At 45.9% G+C, this 19,293-nt stretch carries 12 protein-coding genes; 7 read left to right on the top strand and 5 right to left on the bottom strand.

All coding sequences use genetic code 11. From position 1 onward, the window contains the following. Positions 1–743: 743 nt before the first annotated feature. Entirely contained in the window at positions 744–2,654 is a 1,911-nt protein-coding gene (locus ACXAFI_RS06610; protein WP_475108150.1) for a tetratricopeptide repeat-containing sulfotransferase family protein, read from the bottom strand. Positions 2,655–2,994: 340 nt separating this feature from the next. Then, positions 2,995–5,397, bottom strand: coding sequence for a TonB-dependent receptor (locus ACXAFI_RS06605; RefSeq protein ID WP_475108149.1), 2,403 nt, complete (start codon positions 5,395–5,397; stop codon positions 2,995–2,997). A 988-nt stretch (positions 5,398–6,385) separates the two neighbouring features. Here ACXAFI_RS06605 and ACXAFI_RS06600 point away from each other — a divergent pair. The 6 genes from ACXAFI_RS06600 to ACXAFI_RS06575 all read left to right on the top strand — a co-directional run bounded on the left by ACXAFI_RS06600 (position 6,386) and on the right by ACXAFI_RS06575 (position 12,994). Next, on the top strand, positions 6,386–8,089 hold the full coding sequence (locus tag ACXAFI_RS06600) for an HAD-IIIC family phosphatase (protein WP_475108148.1): 1,704 nt from the start codon (positions 6,386–6,388) through the stop codon (positions 8,087–8,089). A 320-nt stretch (positions 8,090–8,409) separates the two neighbouring features. Next, complete coding sequence (tnpA, locus tag ACXAFI_RS06595) at positions 8,410–8,700, top strand: IS66 family insertion sequence element accessory protein TnpA (protein ID WP_475108147.1); 291 nt, start codon at positions 8,410–8,412, stop codon at positions 8,698–8,700. A gap of 5 nt (positions 8,701–8,705) precedes the next feature. After that, positions 8,706–9,056, top strand: coding sequence for an IS66 family insertion sequence element accessory protein TnpB (tnpB, locus tag ACXAFI_RS06590; protein WP_475108146.1), 351 nt, complete (start codon positions 8,706–8,708; stop codon positions 9,054–9,056). A gap of 257 nt (positions 9,057–9,313) precedes the next feature. Then, positions 9,314–10,666 carry an IS66 family transposase gene (gene tnpC / locus ACXAFI_RS06585; RefSeq protein ID WP_475108145.1) on the top strand — a complete coding sequence of 451 codons (1,353 nt, stop codon included), beginning with the start codon at positions 9,314–9,316 and terminating at the stop codon, positions 10,664–10,666. A 380-nt stretch (positions 10,667–11,046) separates the two neighbouring features. Beyond that, positions 11,047–12,288: a 5-aminolevulinate synthase gene (gene hemA, locus ACXAFI_RS06580; protein WP_475108144.1), complete on the top strand. Its 1,242-nt coding sequence runs from the start codon at positions 11,047–11,049 to the stop codon at positions 12,286–12,288. A 181-nt stretch (positions 12,289–12,469) separates the two neighbouring features. Continuing rightward, positions 12,470–12,994, top strand: coding sequence for a YgjV family protein (locus ACXAFI_RS06575; protein ID WP_475108143.1), 525 nt, complete (start codon positions 12,470–12,472; stop codon positions 12,992–12,994). A 198-nt stretch (positions 12,995–13,192) separates the two neighbouring features. On the opposite strand, the gene ACXAFI_RS06570 is transcribed toward ACXAFI_RS06575, so the two are convergent. From ACXAFI_RS06570 to ACXAFI_RS06560, 3 genes are all read right to left on the bottom strand, one after another. Continuing rightward, a complete protein-coding gene (locus ACXAFI_RS06570; RefSeq protein ID WP_475109799.1) occupies positions 13,193–13,672 on the bottom strand; it encodes a LysR substrate-binding domain-containing protein in 480 nt (159 codons plus the stop codon). 446 nt (positions 13,673–14,118) lie between these two features. Then, positions 14,119–16,335: a M3 family metallopeptidase gene (locus ACXAFI_RS06565; protein ID WP_475108142.1), complete on the bottom strand. Its 2,217-nt coding sequence runs from the start codon at positions 16,333–16,335 to the stop codon at positions 14,119–14,121. A gap of 499 nt (positions 16,336–16,834) precedes the next feature. After that, a complete protein-coding gene (locus ACXAFI_RS06560; protein WP_475108141.1) occupies positions 16,835–17,629 on the bottom strand; it encodes a class I SAM-dependent methyltransferase in 795 nt (264 codons plus the stop codon). Positions 17,630–18,478: 849 nt separating this feature from the next. On the opposite strand from ACXAFI_RS06560, the gene ACXAFI_RS06555 reads away from it, so the two are divergent. Beyond that, positions 18,479–19,279: an IclR family transcriptional regulator gene (locus ACXAFI_RS06555; RefSeq protein WP_475108140.1), complete on the top strand. Its 801-nt coding sequence runs from the start codon at positions 18,479–18,481 to the stop codon at positions 19,277–19,279. The last annotated feature ends 14 nt before the right edge of the window (positions 19,280–19,293 follow it).

Here is a 19,293-nt window from a genome sequence, read left to right as displayed (position 1 = left end):
GAAAGACGACGTACTCACTTGATCTAAATCAAAAAATTCCATGGACCACGTCGACGCCGGCAAGAATACAGACTTTAAGTTTTTGGGTCGATAGAAAATCAAGCAAAGAAGGCTTAAAAATTATCTGTAATAGAAGAATTTTTTTTCATTATGAATTGATTATTACTGGAGTATTTCACTTACAAGAAACGAAACATTCCCGCAAGACAAAACCAGTAATAACAGGGCCATATTTCAGACAATTCAATTTGACTTGAACTCATTCATTCGGAATTAACCTAGACCCCAAAAAGATGGTACGAAAGCAGTTAACTATTCCAAGGCCAAGCTAAACGCCAATACGGAGATTGCTTTTGCAAGAAATTATTTCAAAGTGCATTGACAGATGCTCACAAGCACCATCAAGGAAAATGTTTACATGAAAACCCAAACCCTTGGGAGAGAAATACCATTAAAAAGAAATAATGGCTATAAATAGAGACGAGGATTTCGACAGAATCTCGGGGGATTTTAACGATTACACAACCAGAAATGCAGACAAGTTATGTGAGCCTTAGGATATCCATCCTAAGGGCCTGTCCCCACTTGACTTTCCCACTCGGCCGAAAAAAGCACACCTGATGAAATCAGCTCACCAACAAATTCTGTCGTAAGATAGAAGGAATATGAAAAAGAAATAGCGAAAAGCTGGTCAACCCATCAAGGGCGCTAATAGATGGTACACCGGGAACCCCAGCTCCCACTCACCATTTTCCGTAACGTTCCAGCTCGCCAGATAGAACCTTGCGCAATGGTTCCAAGTCCGCTTCAAAGTGCTTCCACTGCTCAGTGCCACTGCGGTAAATGGGCTGGCGCACCTGCTCAGCGCTTGGAGTACGAACGGCGCGATCCGTACGATGAAACTGCAGGCACTCTTCGGCAAATGGCAGTCCACAAAAATTCAGGAGTCGCCGCACCTGCCCTTCCAGATCTTCAACGACCGATTCATAGTGCACACGAAGCACCTTGCCCGGTAGCACCCTGCCCCAGTGATCCATCAGGCGCACATAATCCCGATAGTGCTCACCCACTTGCTCCAGGCCATAGGTGAACTCCTGCCCTTCCGCAAATAGCTGCTTAAAGCCACTGAAACAACAAGCCATGGGATGGCGACGGGCATCGATTATTTTTGCTTTCGGCAGAATCAACTGAATCAAGCCAATATGACGAAAATTATTCGGCATCTTGTCGATAAACAGTGGGGCTTGGCCGCGATGAATAACGGCCTCTTCCAGATAGCGCTGACCAATCTGCCTCAGCTGAACCGCACTTAATTCATGCAGGACTGCGGGGTAGCGTACCTGCTCGCCAGCTTGACCACGCCCCTTTAGGCGTTGAACTGCAGCCATAATATTGTGCAATTCAAAAGTGCCATCCACTTGGGGATGCGAGGCGAGAATCTGCTCCAGCAGCGTCGATCCTGCTCGGGGCAGTCCCACAATAAAAATGGGGTCAGGAGCATCACAGCCAGAGGAAGCATTCCTGGCAAAAAGCTCGGAGTTGCAGTGAGCAATTTGTAAGTCGGTATCCCTGCGGTTTTGTTCAATGCTGTACTGACACTCCTGTTGCTTGAGTGCATTACCCTGTTCATACCAGTAGAAAGAACCAGAATAATCGGCGCGATCCTCCAGGGCTTTGCCCAATGCAAAACAGAGGTGGTAACGATCGTCTCGCGCTATATCTGGCAAGCCCTGCAGCTCCCGCATACTGTCGATTTCGGCATCGGTAAAGCGGTAGGTTTTCATATTGGCCAGACTCCAATAGGCATCACCATAGTCCGGCTTGGCCCGATAGGCATCCCGATAGGCCTCGATGGCCTGCCCTGCTTTCCCCACGGTTTTTAAAGTGTGCCCTCGCTGCAAATGCACCCCGTGCAGATCTGGAGCCTCGGCTACCACACGATCATAAATTTCTAAGGCAGTCTGATAATCACCCACCATGGCGCTTTGTGTAGCGAAAAGAATATCGCTCTGGCGACCCCCTTGGCCTGCTCGCAAGTGGCGGGCCTGTTCCAGCGCCGCAGCAAACTTCTGCCGCTTGCGCAGCACACCGATATAGTCGAAGCGCGCCTGGTGAAAATCAGGGTGCAGCTCCAGGCAGCTTTCAAGTAAGAAGTCGGCATCATCTAGCACCCCCAATTCAGCGCCGATCAACGCCAGCAAGCGCATAGCTTCCGGATGGTGCTTGTTTTTCTGTAAAAAACTCCGGCAAAGCTGTTCGGCCTTATGAAGTTTTTTCTCATACATCAGGCTCGCGGCGCTCAGTAGTGTAGGCGGCAGGTTCTGCAATCGTTGGAACTGCTGTAAGGCCTGTAAGGCATCGGCCTCCTTGCCTTGGGCGCGCAAGCCGAGCGCCAACCCTTTCCAGCTGGCATACAGTGCCGGGTTTAACTCCAGGGCGCGCCGGTAAGCGCGTACCTGTTCGGCAAAATTTTCCTGCGCCGAAAAGTTATGGCCGCATTCCTGATACGCTCGAGCATGACTACCATCTCGCTCCAACAATTGCCCAAGGGTCGCCAGGGCGCCGTCAATCTCACCCGAATACCTTAGGCTAACCGCCAGTAGGTAGTAACCCTCAATGTCGTTGGGGTATTGCCCCACCAACTCTTTTGCCATGGACGCCGCGGCAGAGAAACTTTTCTGCTTCAGAGCGTTACGGATTTTTTGACTGAGTTCGGTTTGGCCACTCTGTAACGGAGAAGTTTTGGGTTGCGAAGAATTAGACTGCGATGACAAAAGATTTTTCTCTCTAAGCCGTAAAAATACTAGCCGCTACACTCAGCGTAAGTCCTAAGGCTAAAAGCCTACCACTACTCCGACCACCAACGTAGCTGGGGAACTCAACAGGATTTATGAAATGGCATTGATGCAACTTCACCAATAATTTATCCACGACAGCGGAGCGGAATCTAGCCGCCCCGCTATCGGGCTAATCACTAAAGAGACTTACAATCCCTCAGAAGTCATACGACACGCGCAAACCCACAGTACGCGGGCGATTAGTGGTGATACGTTTGGAATTATCCAGGGTATTGATAAACAATTCCGCGCGCTCATCGGTGAGGTTCTCGACATAGAGCTCTGTCCCCCAGTGTTCTTCGCGCAAACCCAATGACGCATCCACGGTAGTGTAAGAGTCTTGTTTAAAGCGGTCGTTCGGATCAATCACAATAGAACTCCAGGCTTCATCGCTATAAGAAACGCCCGCCTGCCAGTAAGCACCGAAGCTGGCCAGATCCCACTCGTAACGAGCACGCAAATTCATCTGCAGAGGTGGAGACAGAGCCAGCTCACTGCCTTCAGGAGCCACGTTAACCGCACTGCCTGGCACATCGGTAATTTCGGTATCGTTGTAAGACATGGCCCCGATAAGCTGGAGGTTATCAGTTGGCAGCCAGGTCACATCCATCTCAACCCCGCGGATTTCCGCATCCAAGGCATTGTCGAGATAGAACAGGAAGTAGACATCGGGATCAAATACCGCAGTTTGAATATCTCTCCACTCTACGAAATAAGCGCTACCGTTAAATTGAAGGCTCTGATCCAAGAGAGTCGTTTTCCAGCCCGCTTCGTAGTTATCTACGGTATCGGTACTGATGGTATAGGGTACTACTGTCGTCTCATTGCCATTGCCGCCGCCACGATTGTAAGCGGGCGGGCGGAAACCCTCCGAGTAGGTTGCATAGAGCATTACATTATCTGTAGGTCTATAGCTGAGGGTGAATTTGGTAATGACATCACTCTCATTCATGGGGACATCAATACCGGTCTCCTGCCACTTGGAGTCCAGGTTATCGCCATACATATCCAGATCAATACCGCCTGCATTGCCAAACGAGGAGTTCGCGGAGCCCAGCAGCTCCACATCGATATCGTAATGACGCAGACCAACTGTGGCACTGAGCTGGTCGGTGATGTCATAGGTGAGCTCACCGAAGAAGGCTAGCTGCTCTTCCCTGCGGGTAATATCGTTAAAGAAAGCTACACCTTCCGGGCGAGCGTTCGGGTCGATCGCAGTGGATTTCACCGGATCAGTGGAGTCCGGAGACCAACCGCGCGGATAGTTTTGCGGGAAGCCCAATTCCAAAATGGACTGATAATCAAAATTGCCCCGGTCGAGGATTTCGATATCCTCATAAAAAGCACCTACTGTAAGGCGCAGAGCGTATTCCTGTGGCGTGGACAGACGCAGCTCGTGACTGGTGCGGGTATTTTCCATAAAGCCCACATAGCCCTTTGTGGGATCGTAGCAAGTGTCCACATAGTTACAGGTGTAGTAGGCCGCATAGTTGCCCACATCGTTGTAACCGGTGTAGTCCATAGACTGCTCCACCTCACGATCGAGGTAGGCACCGGTATACACGATATCCAAAGCCGCCAGGCGCCCTTCAAGAGTCCAACTTGTCAGATCAAAGCTGTCTTCCAGGGTATCGTCGTAGAATCGGTTTACTTCCAGATCTCCAACTTCTTCCGGGTCATGGTCAAACACCCCATCAGCTTCCAGATCTTGATGAGTGTGCTGCACCAGCAGAGACCAGTCATCACTGATCACATAGTTCACCCCTAAGCGAACCCCTTTGTAACTGGAATCGTTATAGTCTTCCTCTACCAGCGCTTCACTGGAAGCGCTCACAACCGGCAACCCCTCCCAAGCTGGATTAATTGAGGCATCGGGAGTGTAAGTACCGGCCACATTATCGATATAACCGCCTTCATTGGATTGATAGGCCGCTACGCGCACAGCCAGCTTATCCTCAATCAAAGGCAGGTTGATCATGGTTTCCAAACTATCGGACAGCTCGCCATCCTTAGTGGTCGCCAACCCCGCTTCTATGCTGAGATCGAACTCATCCAGCTGCGGTTTATTGGTGATCAAACGCACGGTACCCGCTTGGGAGCTGGCCCCAAACAGGGTGCCCTGCGGGCCTTTCAAAACTTCAACACGCTCAATATCGGTGACATAGACATCCAAATTCCTGCCACCAATGCTCACCGGCGACTCATCCAGATAGAGCGCAACATTGGGTGCGGTTCCGTTGGCCTGAGACAGCTGGGTGGCAATGATTTCGGTCGCCATACCGCGAATGTAAATAGAAGATTGCCCGGGCCCACGCCCCCCGGCAGTCACATTGGGCATAAAGCGAATATAATCATCAAAGTTAGAGACATTCAGGTCCTTCAAGCTTTCTTCGCCCAGAGCCTGCACGGTTACCGGGATATCCTGCGCGCTTTCAGCACGCTTGGTCGCCGTAACAGTTACTTCCTCGATTTGCCTGGACTCGGCAAATACCGGTTGGTGGGCCAATACCGCCGCTCCTGCAGCCAGCACCGCGCTGTGCAGCTTGCTTTTCTCAAACACAGAAATCTCCTTAATTGACTTCGAATTATGCTTACCCAATGTCCTAAGCAGAGGCTGACAACTCCTTTGGCAACCATACCCATTTGCTTAGTGCTGTAATTATTTTTTTCGGAAATATGATCTTTGAAATAAACAGACTCACACTGTTCTAACTATCACAGGAAGGCCCAGGTAGAGGAAAATGGGATCATAAGTATAAATTTTGGACGAAATTCTATACAAAACCCTTAGAAATATAAAGTTCGTATGTTTTTTAACCAAAAAAAGCCCCGGTGGAGAAAATTGGTATCGACTGGCAGCAAATAAATTTTTAGGGGTGTAATATTTTGATATCTAATATTTAAATCACTTAGAGTATCGCCCCAATATCAACAGCCGCTTGCGAAAGAGCTAACTGGGACTGGGAAACGAGCGAGTAGGCAGGACTTGCTACAAGAACCTGCTCTCTAGTGACCACCTCTACAAGCAGGACAACACAATGGAAAGGGTCCTATAAATAATCAACTCCTATTAGCGCCTTGTGTACAATCAGAACCCAGTAGCTGCCAATAAGGAAAAGAGCCAACTCCCAGAGACAAAGCTGCTTATCTTTTTTCTAGATCGGGAGCTACTTTCAAGAAATAACACTTCGATAGGGAGATCACAGCCTAACAAAACACCGTTGATATCGGCCTGGGTCAACGCTTCAAAGACGGTATTTGATCACCCATATTCCATTAACTAGCTTCTTATTTAAGATTACCCTCTAAGCAACCGAGATCACCTGGAACTGATTATGCAGTCGGCTATTTAAACTTATAAAAGCAATCTATATAAAATATGCTAAGCTTGATTTCTTATCAAAACTACACATAAAAAAGGAGGAAATCGCTTTTAATCGTGAAACTCCACCCCATCACTAGCAGCATGGCAGCGCCCAAAACAATGCTTGCCCTATGGCGCTAGCCTGTTAATCGATATGCCTACTTCTCTTTGTAGAGCTTGGCACATGAAAAAAATCGAATCCGCCGAAATAAAGAATTTAATTACCGACTTTGATGGGACTCTTTGGCAGGGCTCCGTTGCAGAAAAAGAAATACCACGCCTTAATTCTGATTACTATCATTATCTTGTCGATCTCTACAGAAAGGGTGTTGTCATCATCGGAATAAGTAAAAACGATAGGAGTGATGTGCAGGCGGCATTTCGACAACTGAATATCAATAAAGAAATTTTTTTGACCGTCATTGCCAACTGGCAGCCTAAAACGGACAATATACACGTGCTATTTCAACAGCTCTCTCTTAAGGCCTCCCATACAGTCTTTATAGATGACAACCCACTGGAAAGAAGTGATGCGCAGGCCGCATTTCCAGACCTTTATGTACTGGATTTCAAAGAATGGCATTTACTTCAAGAGAACCCATACCTTAAAAATCCCATCTCCACCGAAAGGAGCATCAAAGACCGATACAAAAAGTATCGTCACGCACTCAATCTTTTTGATGCCAGAGCTCACTTTGATAAATCTGACAAGGAATTCCTATTCTCAAGAAATCGCTCGATACAAATTGGCTCCCCAGCCAATAAAGAAGAATTTTCCAGAGTTGCTGAGCTGTTCTTTAGAACAAATCGATTAAACTTTAACCCACGACAACTCTCCTCAATTGAGGAATCAATCGCTTATATACAAGCAATAGTCGAATCTGGAGGGAGGGTTTATTCTGTTTCTGTTAAAGATGGAGGAGAATCCCTTGGGATACAGGCTGCATTTACAGTAATCACTAATGGGCCAGTATCCATTGTCAACAATGGCACCATTTCTTGCAGCATGATCAGCTTTGGCGATTTTGAAGGAAAGATTCTAAATGAACTGCTGAAAAAGTGGTTCAAATATTCTAAGAAAGTGGAAATTTTAGTAAGGCGCACTAAAACCAACACCAGGATCTTTGAATTACTTAAAAAGTTTCACTTTAAGTTAAAGCGCCAAGATAATTTAAACTCTACCTATTCCTTAAAGAGGGATCAATTTAAGGAGATCTCTGTCCCCTGGATCAAATCCGATGAAGACGCTGAAGTAGACTACGATTATTTTGGCGTTCCGGCTATTAGAAATTATTTCTTAAATCGGGAGTGGAATAAGATACCAGCAAGCTCTCACGTGGTGCTATTGGGGTCAGGACAAGGCGAAACGCTAGGTGTAGCTGTTACCAATAAGCTCTTTAAGCACTTACAGGCCATAAACACAAGGTATGACCTTGTCGATATCGAAGACTATGGATTCAATATCGTCGCCAATGCAGAAAACCTAAATGACATTTATAAAGCGGAATCCGTTGATTATATTATCTGCGCCGAGCTTCTTGAGCATACCGAGCATTATTGGAGAGTGATTAACGAACTATTGCGAATTCTCAAGGTTTCAGGTCGCGCGTTTGTCAGTGTACCCTTTAACTTTCCAGCACATGAATATCCAATTGACAAGTGGCGATTATCATTCGAATACCTTAAGGAAACTTTTGGAGTCTGCTGTAAAATTGAAGACTACCATCTTGAGGGCGACCCAAACAACCCACGCCATATCCTATTAAGCCTCACCAAAACAGGCGCCTTTCTTCAAAACATAGAACCTAAACAGGGATATATAGACCCCCATACTGGATTAACTTATATTTTTAGCGATCATGAAAAATTTAAAAACTTAAGCCATTAACTAAAAACTCTACAACAGCACTTAAAAACCGCCTCCCCCCCTCTATTCTCTTTCAATCCACCCAGCCTGAAACCATCGATACACCGGTAAAGGTGCAATTAAATACTCTTTCTATAGGTAATGATACTAATTCAAAATATTACTGGATAAAAAAAGGCCGCATCAGTCGATGCGGCCTTTTCGAACTAATTGTTAAGTTAAACGATCAGTTCTTAGAGGCAACGGTGCTCACTTTCGTAAGCGGTACATGAACCACATTACTCAACTTGCTTTGGCAGGCTGCCATGATACCCCCTCCATCAACTTCGGAGGAAAGGCTGATGAATCAGCAGCAGTGGCAAAGTCATGTCAGGGCCTACCAGAGAAGCTCTCAATCCAAGCGCGCCTATACCCGTAAGCACAACCTAAACTACAGCCAGCTCCTTTACTGGCACCAAAAACTAACTGAACAAACTGCGGTCTCTGATACCGCTGACTTTGTTCCCGTGGATATCAAGTCTTCTACAGTCACTACGGGAAACCTTGGTGTATTAGAGTTCCCTAATGGCATAAAGCTGGTGATCAATAGCCCGGTGTTGTTGGCGCAAATCTCTGACCTTATGGACCTGTAAATACGATGTGGCTACCGTTTAACAGCAAAGTCTGGTTTTACCGTCAGCCCATCGATTCCAGGAAACAGATTGATGGCATTGTGCTGCTGGTCGCTGATACGTTACACAAAGATCCGACATCCAGTCAGCTCTTTGTCTTTCGCAATAAAAAAGCCGATAAAATTCGTATGCTCAACTGGGAAGATAATGGATTCTGGCTCCTTTACAAGCGAAATGAACAGTCGAGGTTTATCTTTCCTGGCATTTCAAATGACGTAATAGAGTTGTCGATTTCACAGCTACAGTGGCTGCTTTCTGGGTTGGACTTTACTCAGCAAGAAGGACCGGAAAAATTCTATTTTTCACGCTTTTATTGATACGTATAGAGCCCGGAAAAATTGTTCCCCATGGTATAATCCACGCATAAATTAACATCGGAAAACCCAGTGGCTACCGATGATACGCTACAGTACCAGGTTGAACAGCTTACATGTGAACTCAAACTCTCACTCCAGCGGTGCGAGCAGTTTGAAAAGGCTTACAATCAGCTATTGTTTCAATTCAAACAGCTACAGCGCTCTCTCTTTGGCCGGCGCTCTGAGCGATACGAAGACCCTGATGATCCCCCCAGGGATTGCTGTTCGAAGGTGCAGAAGTTCGGGATGAAGGTTCTGTAGAGGGAAATGATGCTGAAGACACCAAAGACTGGGATGATGTAGTTAGTATTGCGGCACGCAAGCGTCATAAAAAAACAAAGAAGCCCTTTGCCGAACACTTACCAAGAAAAGAGGTGGTAATCCCTGTCTCAGAACAGGATAAAACCTGTGCATATGGCAGCCAAAAGAATCTGGTTGATTACGAGCACCATGAGTGCTTGAACTACATACCCCCGGTATATAAGGTGATTGTCGAGTTGAGGGAGAAGGTTGCCTGTCCCAAGGGCTGTGCAGACCAAATAGTTATATCTCCCAAGCCAAAGCATCTCCTACCCAAGGATAAGTTTACCGAACTCGTTCTAGCCCACCTCATAGCCAGCAAGCTTGATGATCGACAGCCGTTCTATCACCTGGAAAAACAGTTTGAGACTCGTTCCGGCTTTAGTTTTCCCCGTCAAACCATGGCTCGTACTGTTATCGATTGCGCTACTCCCCTACAACCACTGATCAATTTGCTAAAAGACGGCGTCATTGGCTACGATATTGGAGCTTTGGATGCCACATCATTGCAGGTTCTTAATGAACCTGGCCGGCCAGCAAGCCGAAAATCTTATGCTTACCGTTTCCGAGGTGGTCCTCCAGGAAAGGAAGCGATCCCCTATGAATATAATGCCGTTGATCACAAGGATTTTGTGAATGACTGGTTTGCCGGCTTTAAGGGCACGCTGCATTGCGATGCTGATCCATTTTTTGAGTTGTTATTTGAGCAGACAGCTGTAAACACAAATCACTGTAATGCACATGCCCGTCGAAAATTCGAACCCATAGCGAGAGCGGCGCAGAGGGATGGACTGGCAAAACGAGCAATGCGGTTTTATAAGAAACTCTACCGGGTTGAGAGGAAAGCCAAAGAGAATCAGCTGACCACAAAGCAGCAACACGATTTGCGACAAGAGGAGTCCAGGCCGATTATGACTGCCTTTAAGTGTTGGCTGGATGAGCACTATCCGCAAGTGCTACCCAAATCCCCGCAGGGTAAGGCAATGAATTACTGTCTGAAATATTGGAATGGGCTACGTGTATTTCTCAACGATGGTCGCTTAGAAATCGACAACAATTTGACTAAACAGGAAATCAAACCCTTTGTGATGGCTCGAAAGAACTTCCTGTTTGCATCCTCGGTCAATGGCGATAAAGCATTGTGCCTGCACTTTAGTTTGATCCGCACTGCCAAGCTCCACGGTCTTGCCCCCTACAAGTATTATGTGAAGTTGCTTAAGCAGACTCCTCACTGCCAATCCGTTGAGGATTATGAGGCACTGCTACCCTGAAATATCCAGCTTGAGAAAGTTGGGATGTCCGCAGCCGCATGATATAGCGATGCTGGTCGCAAGAAGGCGGATGTCCGCTGAGTAGTTATATCTATCAACTGATGACATAACCCTTTAAGCCTTCCATGACTTGGCATTCAGCGGTGCTATCCTGGTACTTTAAATACAATTCTCACCTACGATCTGATCTGATCTGATGAAATCGCTTACCCTATAACTCGCCCTGGTGAAATTTATTCGCTTACTGAAACCGGCACCGCGTATTAGCGGGTAGAAATTTCTTTGAATAATTAACAAAAAATTCTTCCGGATGATTTATGTGTCATGGTAGCATTTCGCAACTTTCGGATGTTACTTGTAATTCAAATGGATTTAATAGCATGTATCAAAATTTATTCGAGCAGAAGATCGTTGAACTGAAGTCTAGCGGGCAATACAGAGAGTTTTCTTGTATTAATAGAGTGAGCGGCGACTACCCAAATGCTCTACTGGGATCAAGAAAAAATTCTGCCCCTGTAGTTGTTTGGTGCAGTAACGATTACCTGGGAATGTCTCAAAATCCTCAAGTTACAAGCGCAATGAAAAGCGCTGTCGATCTTCATGGTGCCGGCTCTGGGGGCTCCCGAAATATTGGCGGGACACACAAATATTACATTTCGCTAGAAAAATCTTTAGCAGAGTGGCATGGTAAAGATGCCGCCCTGGTTTTTCCCACTGGCTATAGCTCCAACGATGCCACCCTTCAGTGCTTACTTAGACTTTTTCCCGACTGCGTGGTCTTTTCTGATGAAAAGAATCACGCATCCATTATAAATGGCATAAGAAGCACAAATGTTGAGCGGCACATTTTCAAACACAATGACTGTGATCATTTGGAAAGTCTGCTCAAAGACCAACCTAAAGATAGATTCAAAGTTATTGTATTCGAGTCTATTTACTCTATGGATGGAGATGAGGCACCAATACAGGAAATTGTCAATTTATCCAAGAAATATAATTGTTTCACTTATCTAGACGAAGTACACGCTATAGGAATGTATGGCCCAAGTGGCTCTGGAATTACAGACAGAGATTGTTTGTCAAATGAAATAGGCATTATTCAAGGAACCATGGCAAAAGGAATAGGTGTAATTGGTGGCTACATAACCGGTGACTCAAAAACTATTGACTTGATCCGATCATTTGCATCAGGTTTTATCTTTACAACCTCACTACCTCCAGCTGTTGTGTCTGCCTGCCTGGCAAGCGTTGATCATTTGAAATCAAATGACAAAGAACGAACTGCCCTGCACAAAAAAACCGATGAATTGCGCAACTCACTTAAAAGCGAAGGGATACCCATCATGGGGTGCAGTACAACTCATATCATCCCGATTCTTATTGGGGATGCAAAGAAGTGCAAGGAAGCCGCCAGGATATTACTCGAAGAGTATAAAATATACATTCAACCAATTAACTCTCCCACAGTACCCGTTGGAACGGAACGGTTTAGAATCAACGCCACACCAAACCATACCAGTGATCAAATTAAATTTTTATCCCAATCAATTAGGGAAGTATTTAACAGGCTATCAATTCCTTTAGAGATCGGCCATCACTTGAACAGGGGCAATGCAGCCTAGGTTTACTTAGAAGTACAAGGACATCCTCCTGCGCACTTTAATGTTCGGGAGGATCAGCAACCCTTAAACACAGGCGTACCTGTCAAATCTATTTTTAAGCCCGCTTGGCGTACAATTCACAACCTCAAAGCAACAAACAGTCGAAAAATCAAAGAGTGCAGCTCCACTGCCTAGATAGTATATGATTGAAACAATCCATCAAAACAGCTTTTTACTATCACAAGTTTTAATTTCCATTGCAATATTATTTGATATCTTATCCTTTCAATTCAAGGCTCGAAAGAAAATACTGTTATGCTTGGTCATAGCTGGAATCTTTATCTCAACCCATTTTCTCTTGCTGGGCAATATAACCGCATCGCTTTTAATGGCTGTTGCAGTAATCAGGTATGCATCCAGTTATTTTTACGCATCAACCAAGCTATGCTCACTTTTCCTGATAATTTCTCTTGCCGTAATGATATCCACCTTTTCAGGTATCTTAAGCATATTGAGCTTTTTAGGGTCTTCGTTTCAAACCATGGGTGCATTCTCCAAAAATGACAAAAGATTAAGAGAGCTTATGCTGATAGGAACATCTATATGGCTGACACATAATTTTATGGCTGGTTCCCCTGGGGCGGTAATTATGGAAGTTATATTTCTAAGCAGTAATATCATCGGGTATTACCGATATTACATTCTCAAAAGCCCAATAAAAAACTAGGAGTAGCACAAGGGATTATTTGCATAGTTCCAAGATAGACTTTTTTGCTTCGCGCTGAGGCTACAACTAATGATGCATAATTTTACCTATATTGATGTAAAGGAATATTTCAAATGCCGTAAGCGTGAAAGGGGTTTTTTTCTTAAAAAATAAATCCTGAATATCAACAATGTGAGTATGATCGCTAGCTATTCAAATCTAATTGAATAGCTTCATAAGTAATTCAACTACCCACATGTGGAGCTGGCTGTGATTAGATCGACTATGCCATGCTGCAATAACTTCAAACTTTGGGGGTTGGGTATCCAGATTGAGAGGAATAACTTTCTTGTTTAGTAGTAACCTGGAGGGGTAAAAAGCTATTGTGTCAGTTGCGGCAATGATATCTGGTGCGGCTAAAAAGCATGGCACAGAAATAACAATATTACGTTTCAGCCCTTGCGGTGCAATCCATTCATAATGAGACCCCCTCAGGTTTACCCGCAAAGGCGAAATGATCAACTGAGGGTGCTCGTCTACGTCAGCCAAAGTTAATGACTTCCCCTTCAAAGGGGATTTTTTTCCTGCAATATAGACATGTTGATCCTCGAATAACAGCTTGTACGGCAGGTTATCCGGGATAAAATCCGGAAAGGTGAGCGCTAGATCAATCTCGCCATCTACCATTAACTGGTTCAGGTTATCTGTTTCAAAATCCCTGACTTATGTTTGGTTTGAGTTCATGGCTAGGGAAAGTTTGGGCAACCTCGCCCGCAAAAAAAAAGCGGGCTGGACAACCCACGCCATATCCTATTAAGCCTCACCAAAACAGGCGCTTTTCTTCAAAACATAAAACCTAAACAGGGATATATAGATCCCCATACTGGATTAACTTATATTTTTAGCGATCATGAAAAAATTAAAAACTTAAGCCATTAACTAAAAACTCTACAACAGCACTTAAAAACCGCCTTACACCCCTTCTATTCTCTTTCAATCTACCCAGCCTGAAACCATCGGTACACCAGTAAAGGTGCAATTAAATAGTCTTAATATGGGCAATGATATTAATTCAAAATATTACTGGATAAAAAAGGCCGCATCAATCGATGCGGCCTTTTCGAACTAATTGTTAAGCAAAACGATCAGTTCTTAGAAGCAACGGTGCTCCCTTTCTTCTCCGGGATCGGGAAGCCACGATCGCGCATCAGCGCTTCGATATTCGCATCACGACCACGGAAAGCACGGTAGGCATCTGCGGGATCTACAGCATTACGCGGTGCAAACAGGTGCTTCACCAGCTTGGCCGCTACTTCTTTGTCGTAGAAGCCACCTTTAGACTCGGAGAAGGCCTCAGAGGCGTCGGAAGTCAGCACGTCGGCCCACATGTAACCGTAGTAGCTGGCTGCATAACCTTCACCAGAGAAGATATGGCCAAAGTGCGGGGTGCGGTGACGCATGACCAGCTCGTTCGGCATGCCCAGCTTGTCCAGAGTTTCACGCTCAAACTTATCTGGGTCGATACCCTCTGGATCGGCAGTGTGGAACTTCATATCAATCAGCGCAGAGGCCAGGTACTCAGTGGTAGCAAAACCAGAGTTGAACTTGGCGGCTTTCTTAATCTTCTTCACCAGATCCGCAGGAATAGGCTCGCCAGTCTTGTAGTGCACCAGGTAGTTATCGATGACTGCATCGGTAGACAACCAGCGCTCCAGCAGCTGGGATTGGAACTCGGTGTAGTCGCGAACGCCGCTGTTCAGGGTCGGGTAGGTCACGTTAGAAGCGAGGAAGTGCAGCGCGTGGCCAAATTCGTGGAAGAAGGTTTCCGCATCGTCCCAGCTCACCAGCACAGGCTCACCCGGTGCGCCCTTGATAAAGTTGGAGTTGTTAGAAGACAGGACGTTCTTCTTACCATCAAAGGTGGAGTGGTCACGATACATGGTTGCCCAGGCACCGGAACGCTTACCAGCACGGGCAAATGGGTCCAGGTACCAGAGGCCGATATGGTCGCCACTGGTCTTGTCAGTGACTTCCCAGACTTTTACATCTTCGTGGAATACCGGTACAGAACCTTCTTTTACCGGGGTGAACTTGAAGTTGAACAGCTCACCAGCCACGTAGAACATGGCTTCACGCAGGTTATCTAGCTGCAGGTACTGCTTCACTTCATCGGAGTTCAGGTCGTACTTGGCTTTGCGAACCTTCTCGGCGTAGTAACGATAGTCCCAGGGCTCAATAGTGATATTGGCTTTCTCGGCATCTGCCACCGCCTGCATATCAGCGACTTCTTCTTTTACGCGAGCAACCGCTGCTGGCCATACCGCTTCCATCAGCTCCATGGCGCGCTCAGGGGTTTTCGCCATACGGTCTTGCAGGCGCCACTCAGCGTAGTTGTCAAAGCCCTGCAGGCCCACACGCTCATCGCGCAACTTCAGGATCTCAGCAATGATGGCGTTATTATCGCGCTCATCGCCATTGTCGCCACGACTGTAGTAGTTGGTCCACACTTGCTTGCGCAACTCACGGTTGTCGGAGTAAGTGAGGAATGGGTCCATGGAGGAGCGGGTATTGGTAATTGCGTACTTGCCCTTCTCGCCCTTCTCTTCCGCCAGAGCTGCCGCCGCTGCAACGAAGGATTCCGGCAAGCCGCTCAACTGATCTTTGCTCAGGAAGATATCGTAGCCTTCCTCATCTGCCAGTACATTGTTGGAAAACTTAGTGTAAAGCTCAGCCAGGCGCTTGTTAATTTCCGCATAGCGCTCCTTGGCCTCACCCTCCAGGGTGGCACCATTGGTAGAGAACTGGGTATAGATCAGCTCAACCACACGCTTCTGTTCGGCATCCAGGTCCATCGCGTCGCGCTGGTCGTAGATCGCCTTGATACGCTTAAACAAGTCTTTGTTCTGGTAAATTTTGGACTCGTAATCAGCCCAGATCGGTGCCAGCTCTTGCTGAACTTTGCGGAACTCCGGTGAAGACATATTCGCAGCCCAGATTCCATAGTAGGCCGTTGCGCGGTCCAGCTCTGCGCCACTGCGCTCCATCGGCACAATGGTGTTTGCAAAGGTTGGCTTAGCGGAATCTGAAGCGATCGCATCCAGCTCGGTAAGGCTTATCTCAATACCTTTTTCAATTGCGGGCTTGAGATCTTCCAGCTTCATCTTGTCAAACGCAGGTACACCACCAAAGGGACCAGTCCACTCTGCCAGCAGCATGTTACTGGCGTGCTCTGGAGTTACAGCCATGGACTCTTCGGCTTTCACAGTGTCTTTAGCTACCTCAGCCTGCTTTGCCTTTTCACCACAACCGCCCACAACCGCCAGGGATGCGGCTACGGCTAGTGCGATCATTGTCTGACGCATTTGCTATCTCCTCGTAAAAAAGGGTCTTGTAATAGTTTTAAGAGCGGGATTCTACCCTCTCTTGACCTGTGCCGGCCAATTCTACCGCCTCTGTGGCCTGGAACTGCGACTAACTGAGCGATTCGTGCGACAACCTCCTCCCCCTGAACTACCGGCATCTCCATGGGGATGAAGAGAACACTCAATACTGTTAACGGTTTATTAAGTTGGTTCATTTGAGAATGCGAATCATTAGAACACTGAGTCAATGCGGCTCGCTTAGCCTCACCATAATAAGTTGGGAATCTCAATACGAGTGCTACTAACCAAGTAATCTACAGAGCACCAAGTGGCCAGCGGAGACAAGCCCGTTAAAACATTGAACTCTCACTGCTGGGAGGAATATTGTTTGTGCAGATAAGAAAAAGAAGGAATTTAAGACTCATTTTTTTGGGCAACCCTCTTTTCTTAGCCTACTTCTACAGGCGCTATAGCTAAGGACCTTGGCTAACGTCAAAATCTATAAGTCCTTTTTCCAACAAACCAGCATTGCCATTGGTGGAACACACTCAGAGTTTTCCAAATCTCCACACCAATTACCCACATTCTTCCCGAGTTCAACAAACTTCTGTAGAGATAGATTACTTTCAATTGCCACCATCAAAATATCTGACAAGGTGTGATGAAAATTATAATTTTCTTTAGCCTGATATTTTCTGCCATCCAAGTAGCCCAATCCTTGATCATCCTTTTGCGGCTCGCGATTGAAATAAGACATGGCAATGTATGAGGGATTACCTTCTTCATACATATTTAGAACCGGATGTATTTCTTCCATTAAAAGATAACCACCCGGCTTCAGCAGCGAAGCACAGATACTCATAAACCGCTTCAGGTCTGGCATCCAGTTCAGTACGCCAATCGTGATAACTGCAAAGTCAAAACGGCCTTTATACTCATCAGACAGCTCATAGATATTAGAGCAAACGATCTCTATACCCGAACATCCCGAAGCATTTACCAAAAGCCGGGCCTGATCGACAAAGGCTTGAGATCCATCAATGCCGACGCAACGGCCAGCTCCTTTCTTTTTGATGGATATCAGATCTTTTGCATTGTTGCAGCAAATTTGTACTACTGACTTTCCGGAAAGATCAAACCCATCCAACATGCCATCAAAGTCTTGTTCCAAGACATTAAAATTAGACTCGGAGACTTTTTCAAGTAGATCCTTGTTTAACTCCCAGTGAATAGGTCCAGCCTCATCCCAGGAGGCCAAGGATTTACTTACAAAAAATTCGGTATTTTTCCTCACGGAATACCCCTCAAAGAAATTAATCAAACGGAAATTTTAAAATGCATCAAAAAGATATCGCATCTTACTAACCACCCCAAAGCAATAGTTTTACTGCAGAGGAAAAGTATAACAGAATCAACCAGTGATTTTGGCTGCTATAGACCACCGTCTTAGCATCCAGCTTACACTATAATAAATTCGACTGACCCATTTTGAGACTTTACAGCCCCTTATCCTGAAAATGAAATGAAAGATTTCTTTGGGGTATACTTAAATGAGCCCTGTATACCTCCACAGTTTTTAGCAGTGGCCCACTGAGCCCCCTCATAAGAGTAGGCAGAAAAGAAATCAAGCTCATTCTTATCAACTACCGCAACAAAATGTGAGCCGATTAAGCGGTTGCTATTAGTCAGCTCTTCAAGAACTGATTTTATTTATTTTCCAACATTATCGTCTATGGCATAACAGTTACCATTCGACAACCAAAGCCATTGTGATACCAATGAGAAGCCTTGTTATCATATCTAAAATTCTTTTTTAAATGGGCTCAAACCTGGAAAAGCTAACTGGCAACGGACTCAAGCACTAATTTCATCTTTGAAACAAGCAGCAAGTATGCAAAATACGACAGATAGAATGTATATATAGGTATTCCGCAAAAAATACAATTAAACCATATCGGTTTTAAAGAAAACTCTTGCCCCAGACTCACAGTTGAACTCTCAAGTACAACCACAATTTACATTACTCTCATTATTTTCCAAACACCCTTCACAGGCCTAAATTTCTCTTCAAGGCTAAGTATCTAACTTCAGATCCAGGAGTAAAATTTGTATACTTGCTACTATAGAAGCAGGATTTAAGACCATGGCTCCGCTGAGTGATCTCCCAAGAAAGAAAAGCACAGAACCCGATCGCAAGTTTATTGAAGCCCTCGCCCGAGGACTGGATGTTCTGCGGGCATTTCAGCCTGGTGATGGCTTTCTGGGTAACCTTGAAATCGCCCAACGCACGGGCTTGCCTCGCTCTAGTATTTCACGGTTAACCTATACTCTGACAAAATTAGGCTATTTGACCTACTCCGATCGACTGGAAAAGTACCAATTAGGAAGCGGCGTACTAGCACTGGGTTACTCTTTCGTGTCCAATCTGGCTATTCGCCAGGTTGCCAAGCCCCTAATGCAAGACCTGGCAAACTCCACCGGAACTGCTGTAGGGCTGTCTGACCGTGATCGACTCGATATGATATTTGTCGAGTTTTGTGCAGCCGCTAATGTTACGACTTTTCGCTACGAAATAGGTAACCGTGTTTCTTTAGCTACCAGTGGTTCAGGAAGGGCTTTTCTGGCAGCGCTACCTCAAGAGGAGCGCGAGTACTTTTATGGGCACCTGGAGAAAAGAAATAGCGAGCGCTGGCCGAAAATCAAGGTCGGAATTGAAGAAGCGGTAGCAAGCTATAAGCAGCGTGGCTTTTGTAGCTCCTTTGGCGACTGGAACCGTGATGTTAATGGTATTGCTGTCCCCCTACAATTAAGCCAGGGGCGCATTTATACATTTAATGCGGGCGGACCTGCTTACCGCCTGAGTCCAGAATTCCTGGAAGAAGAAGTCGCCCCCTTATTGAAAAATATGGTCGGCAATATAGAGGCCATGCTGATCCGCTACTAGATAACTTAACCCCA

The sequence above is a fragment of the Microbulbifer sp. ABH2_005 genome (assembly GCF_056160005.1).
The sequence above is the reverse complement of the archived record's forward strand: the minus strand, read 5'-3'. Positions and strand labels throughout refer to the sequence as shown.

Coding starts and splice junctions, on each gene's coding strand:
- ACXAFI_RS06575 (WP_475108143.1), top strand. CDS start 12,470: ATGATTGAAACAATCCATCAAAACAGCTTTTTACTATCACAAGTTTTA.
- ACXAFI_RS06610 (WP_475108150.1), bottom strand. CDS start 2,654: ATGGCAAAAGAGTTGGTGGGGCAATACCCCAACGACATTGAGGGTTAC.
- ACXAFI_RS06555 (WP_475108140.1), top strand. CDS start 18,479: ATGGCTCCGCTGAGTGATCTCCCAAGAAAGAAAAGCACAGAACCCGAT.
- tnpB (WP_475108146.1), top strand. CDS start 8,706: ATGTGGCTACCGTTTAACAGCAAAGTCTGGTTTTACCGTCAGCCCATC.
- tnpA (WP_475108147.1), top strand. CDS start 8,410: ATGAATCAGCAGCAGTGGCAAAGTCATGTCAGGGCCTACCAGAGAAGC.
- ACXAFI_RS06565 (WP_475108142.1), bottom strand. CDS start 16,335: ATGCGTCAGACAATGATCGCACTAGCCGTAGCCGCATCCCTGGCGGTT.
- ACXAFI_RS06600 (WP_475108148.1), top strand. CDS start 6,386: ATGAAAAAAATCGAATCCGCCGAAATAAAGAATTTAATTACCGACTTT.
- hemA (WP_475108144.1), top strand. CDS start 11,047: ATGTATCAAAATTTATTCGAGCAGAAGATCGTTGAACTGAAGTCTAGC.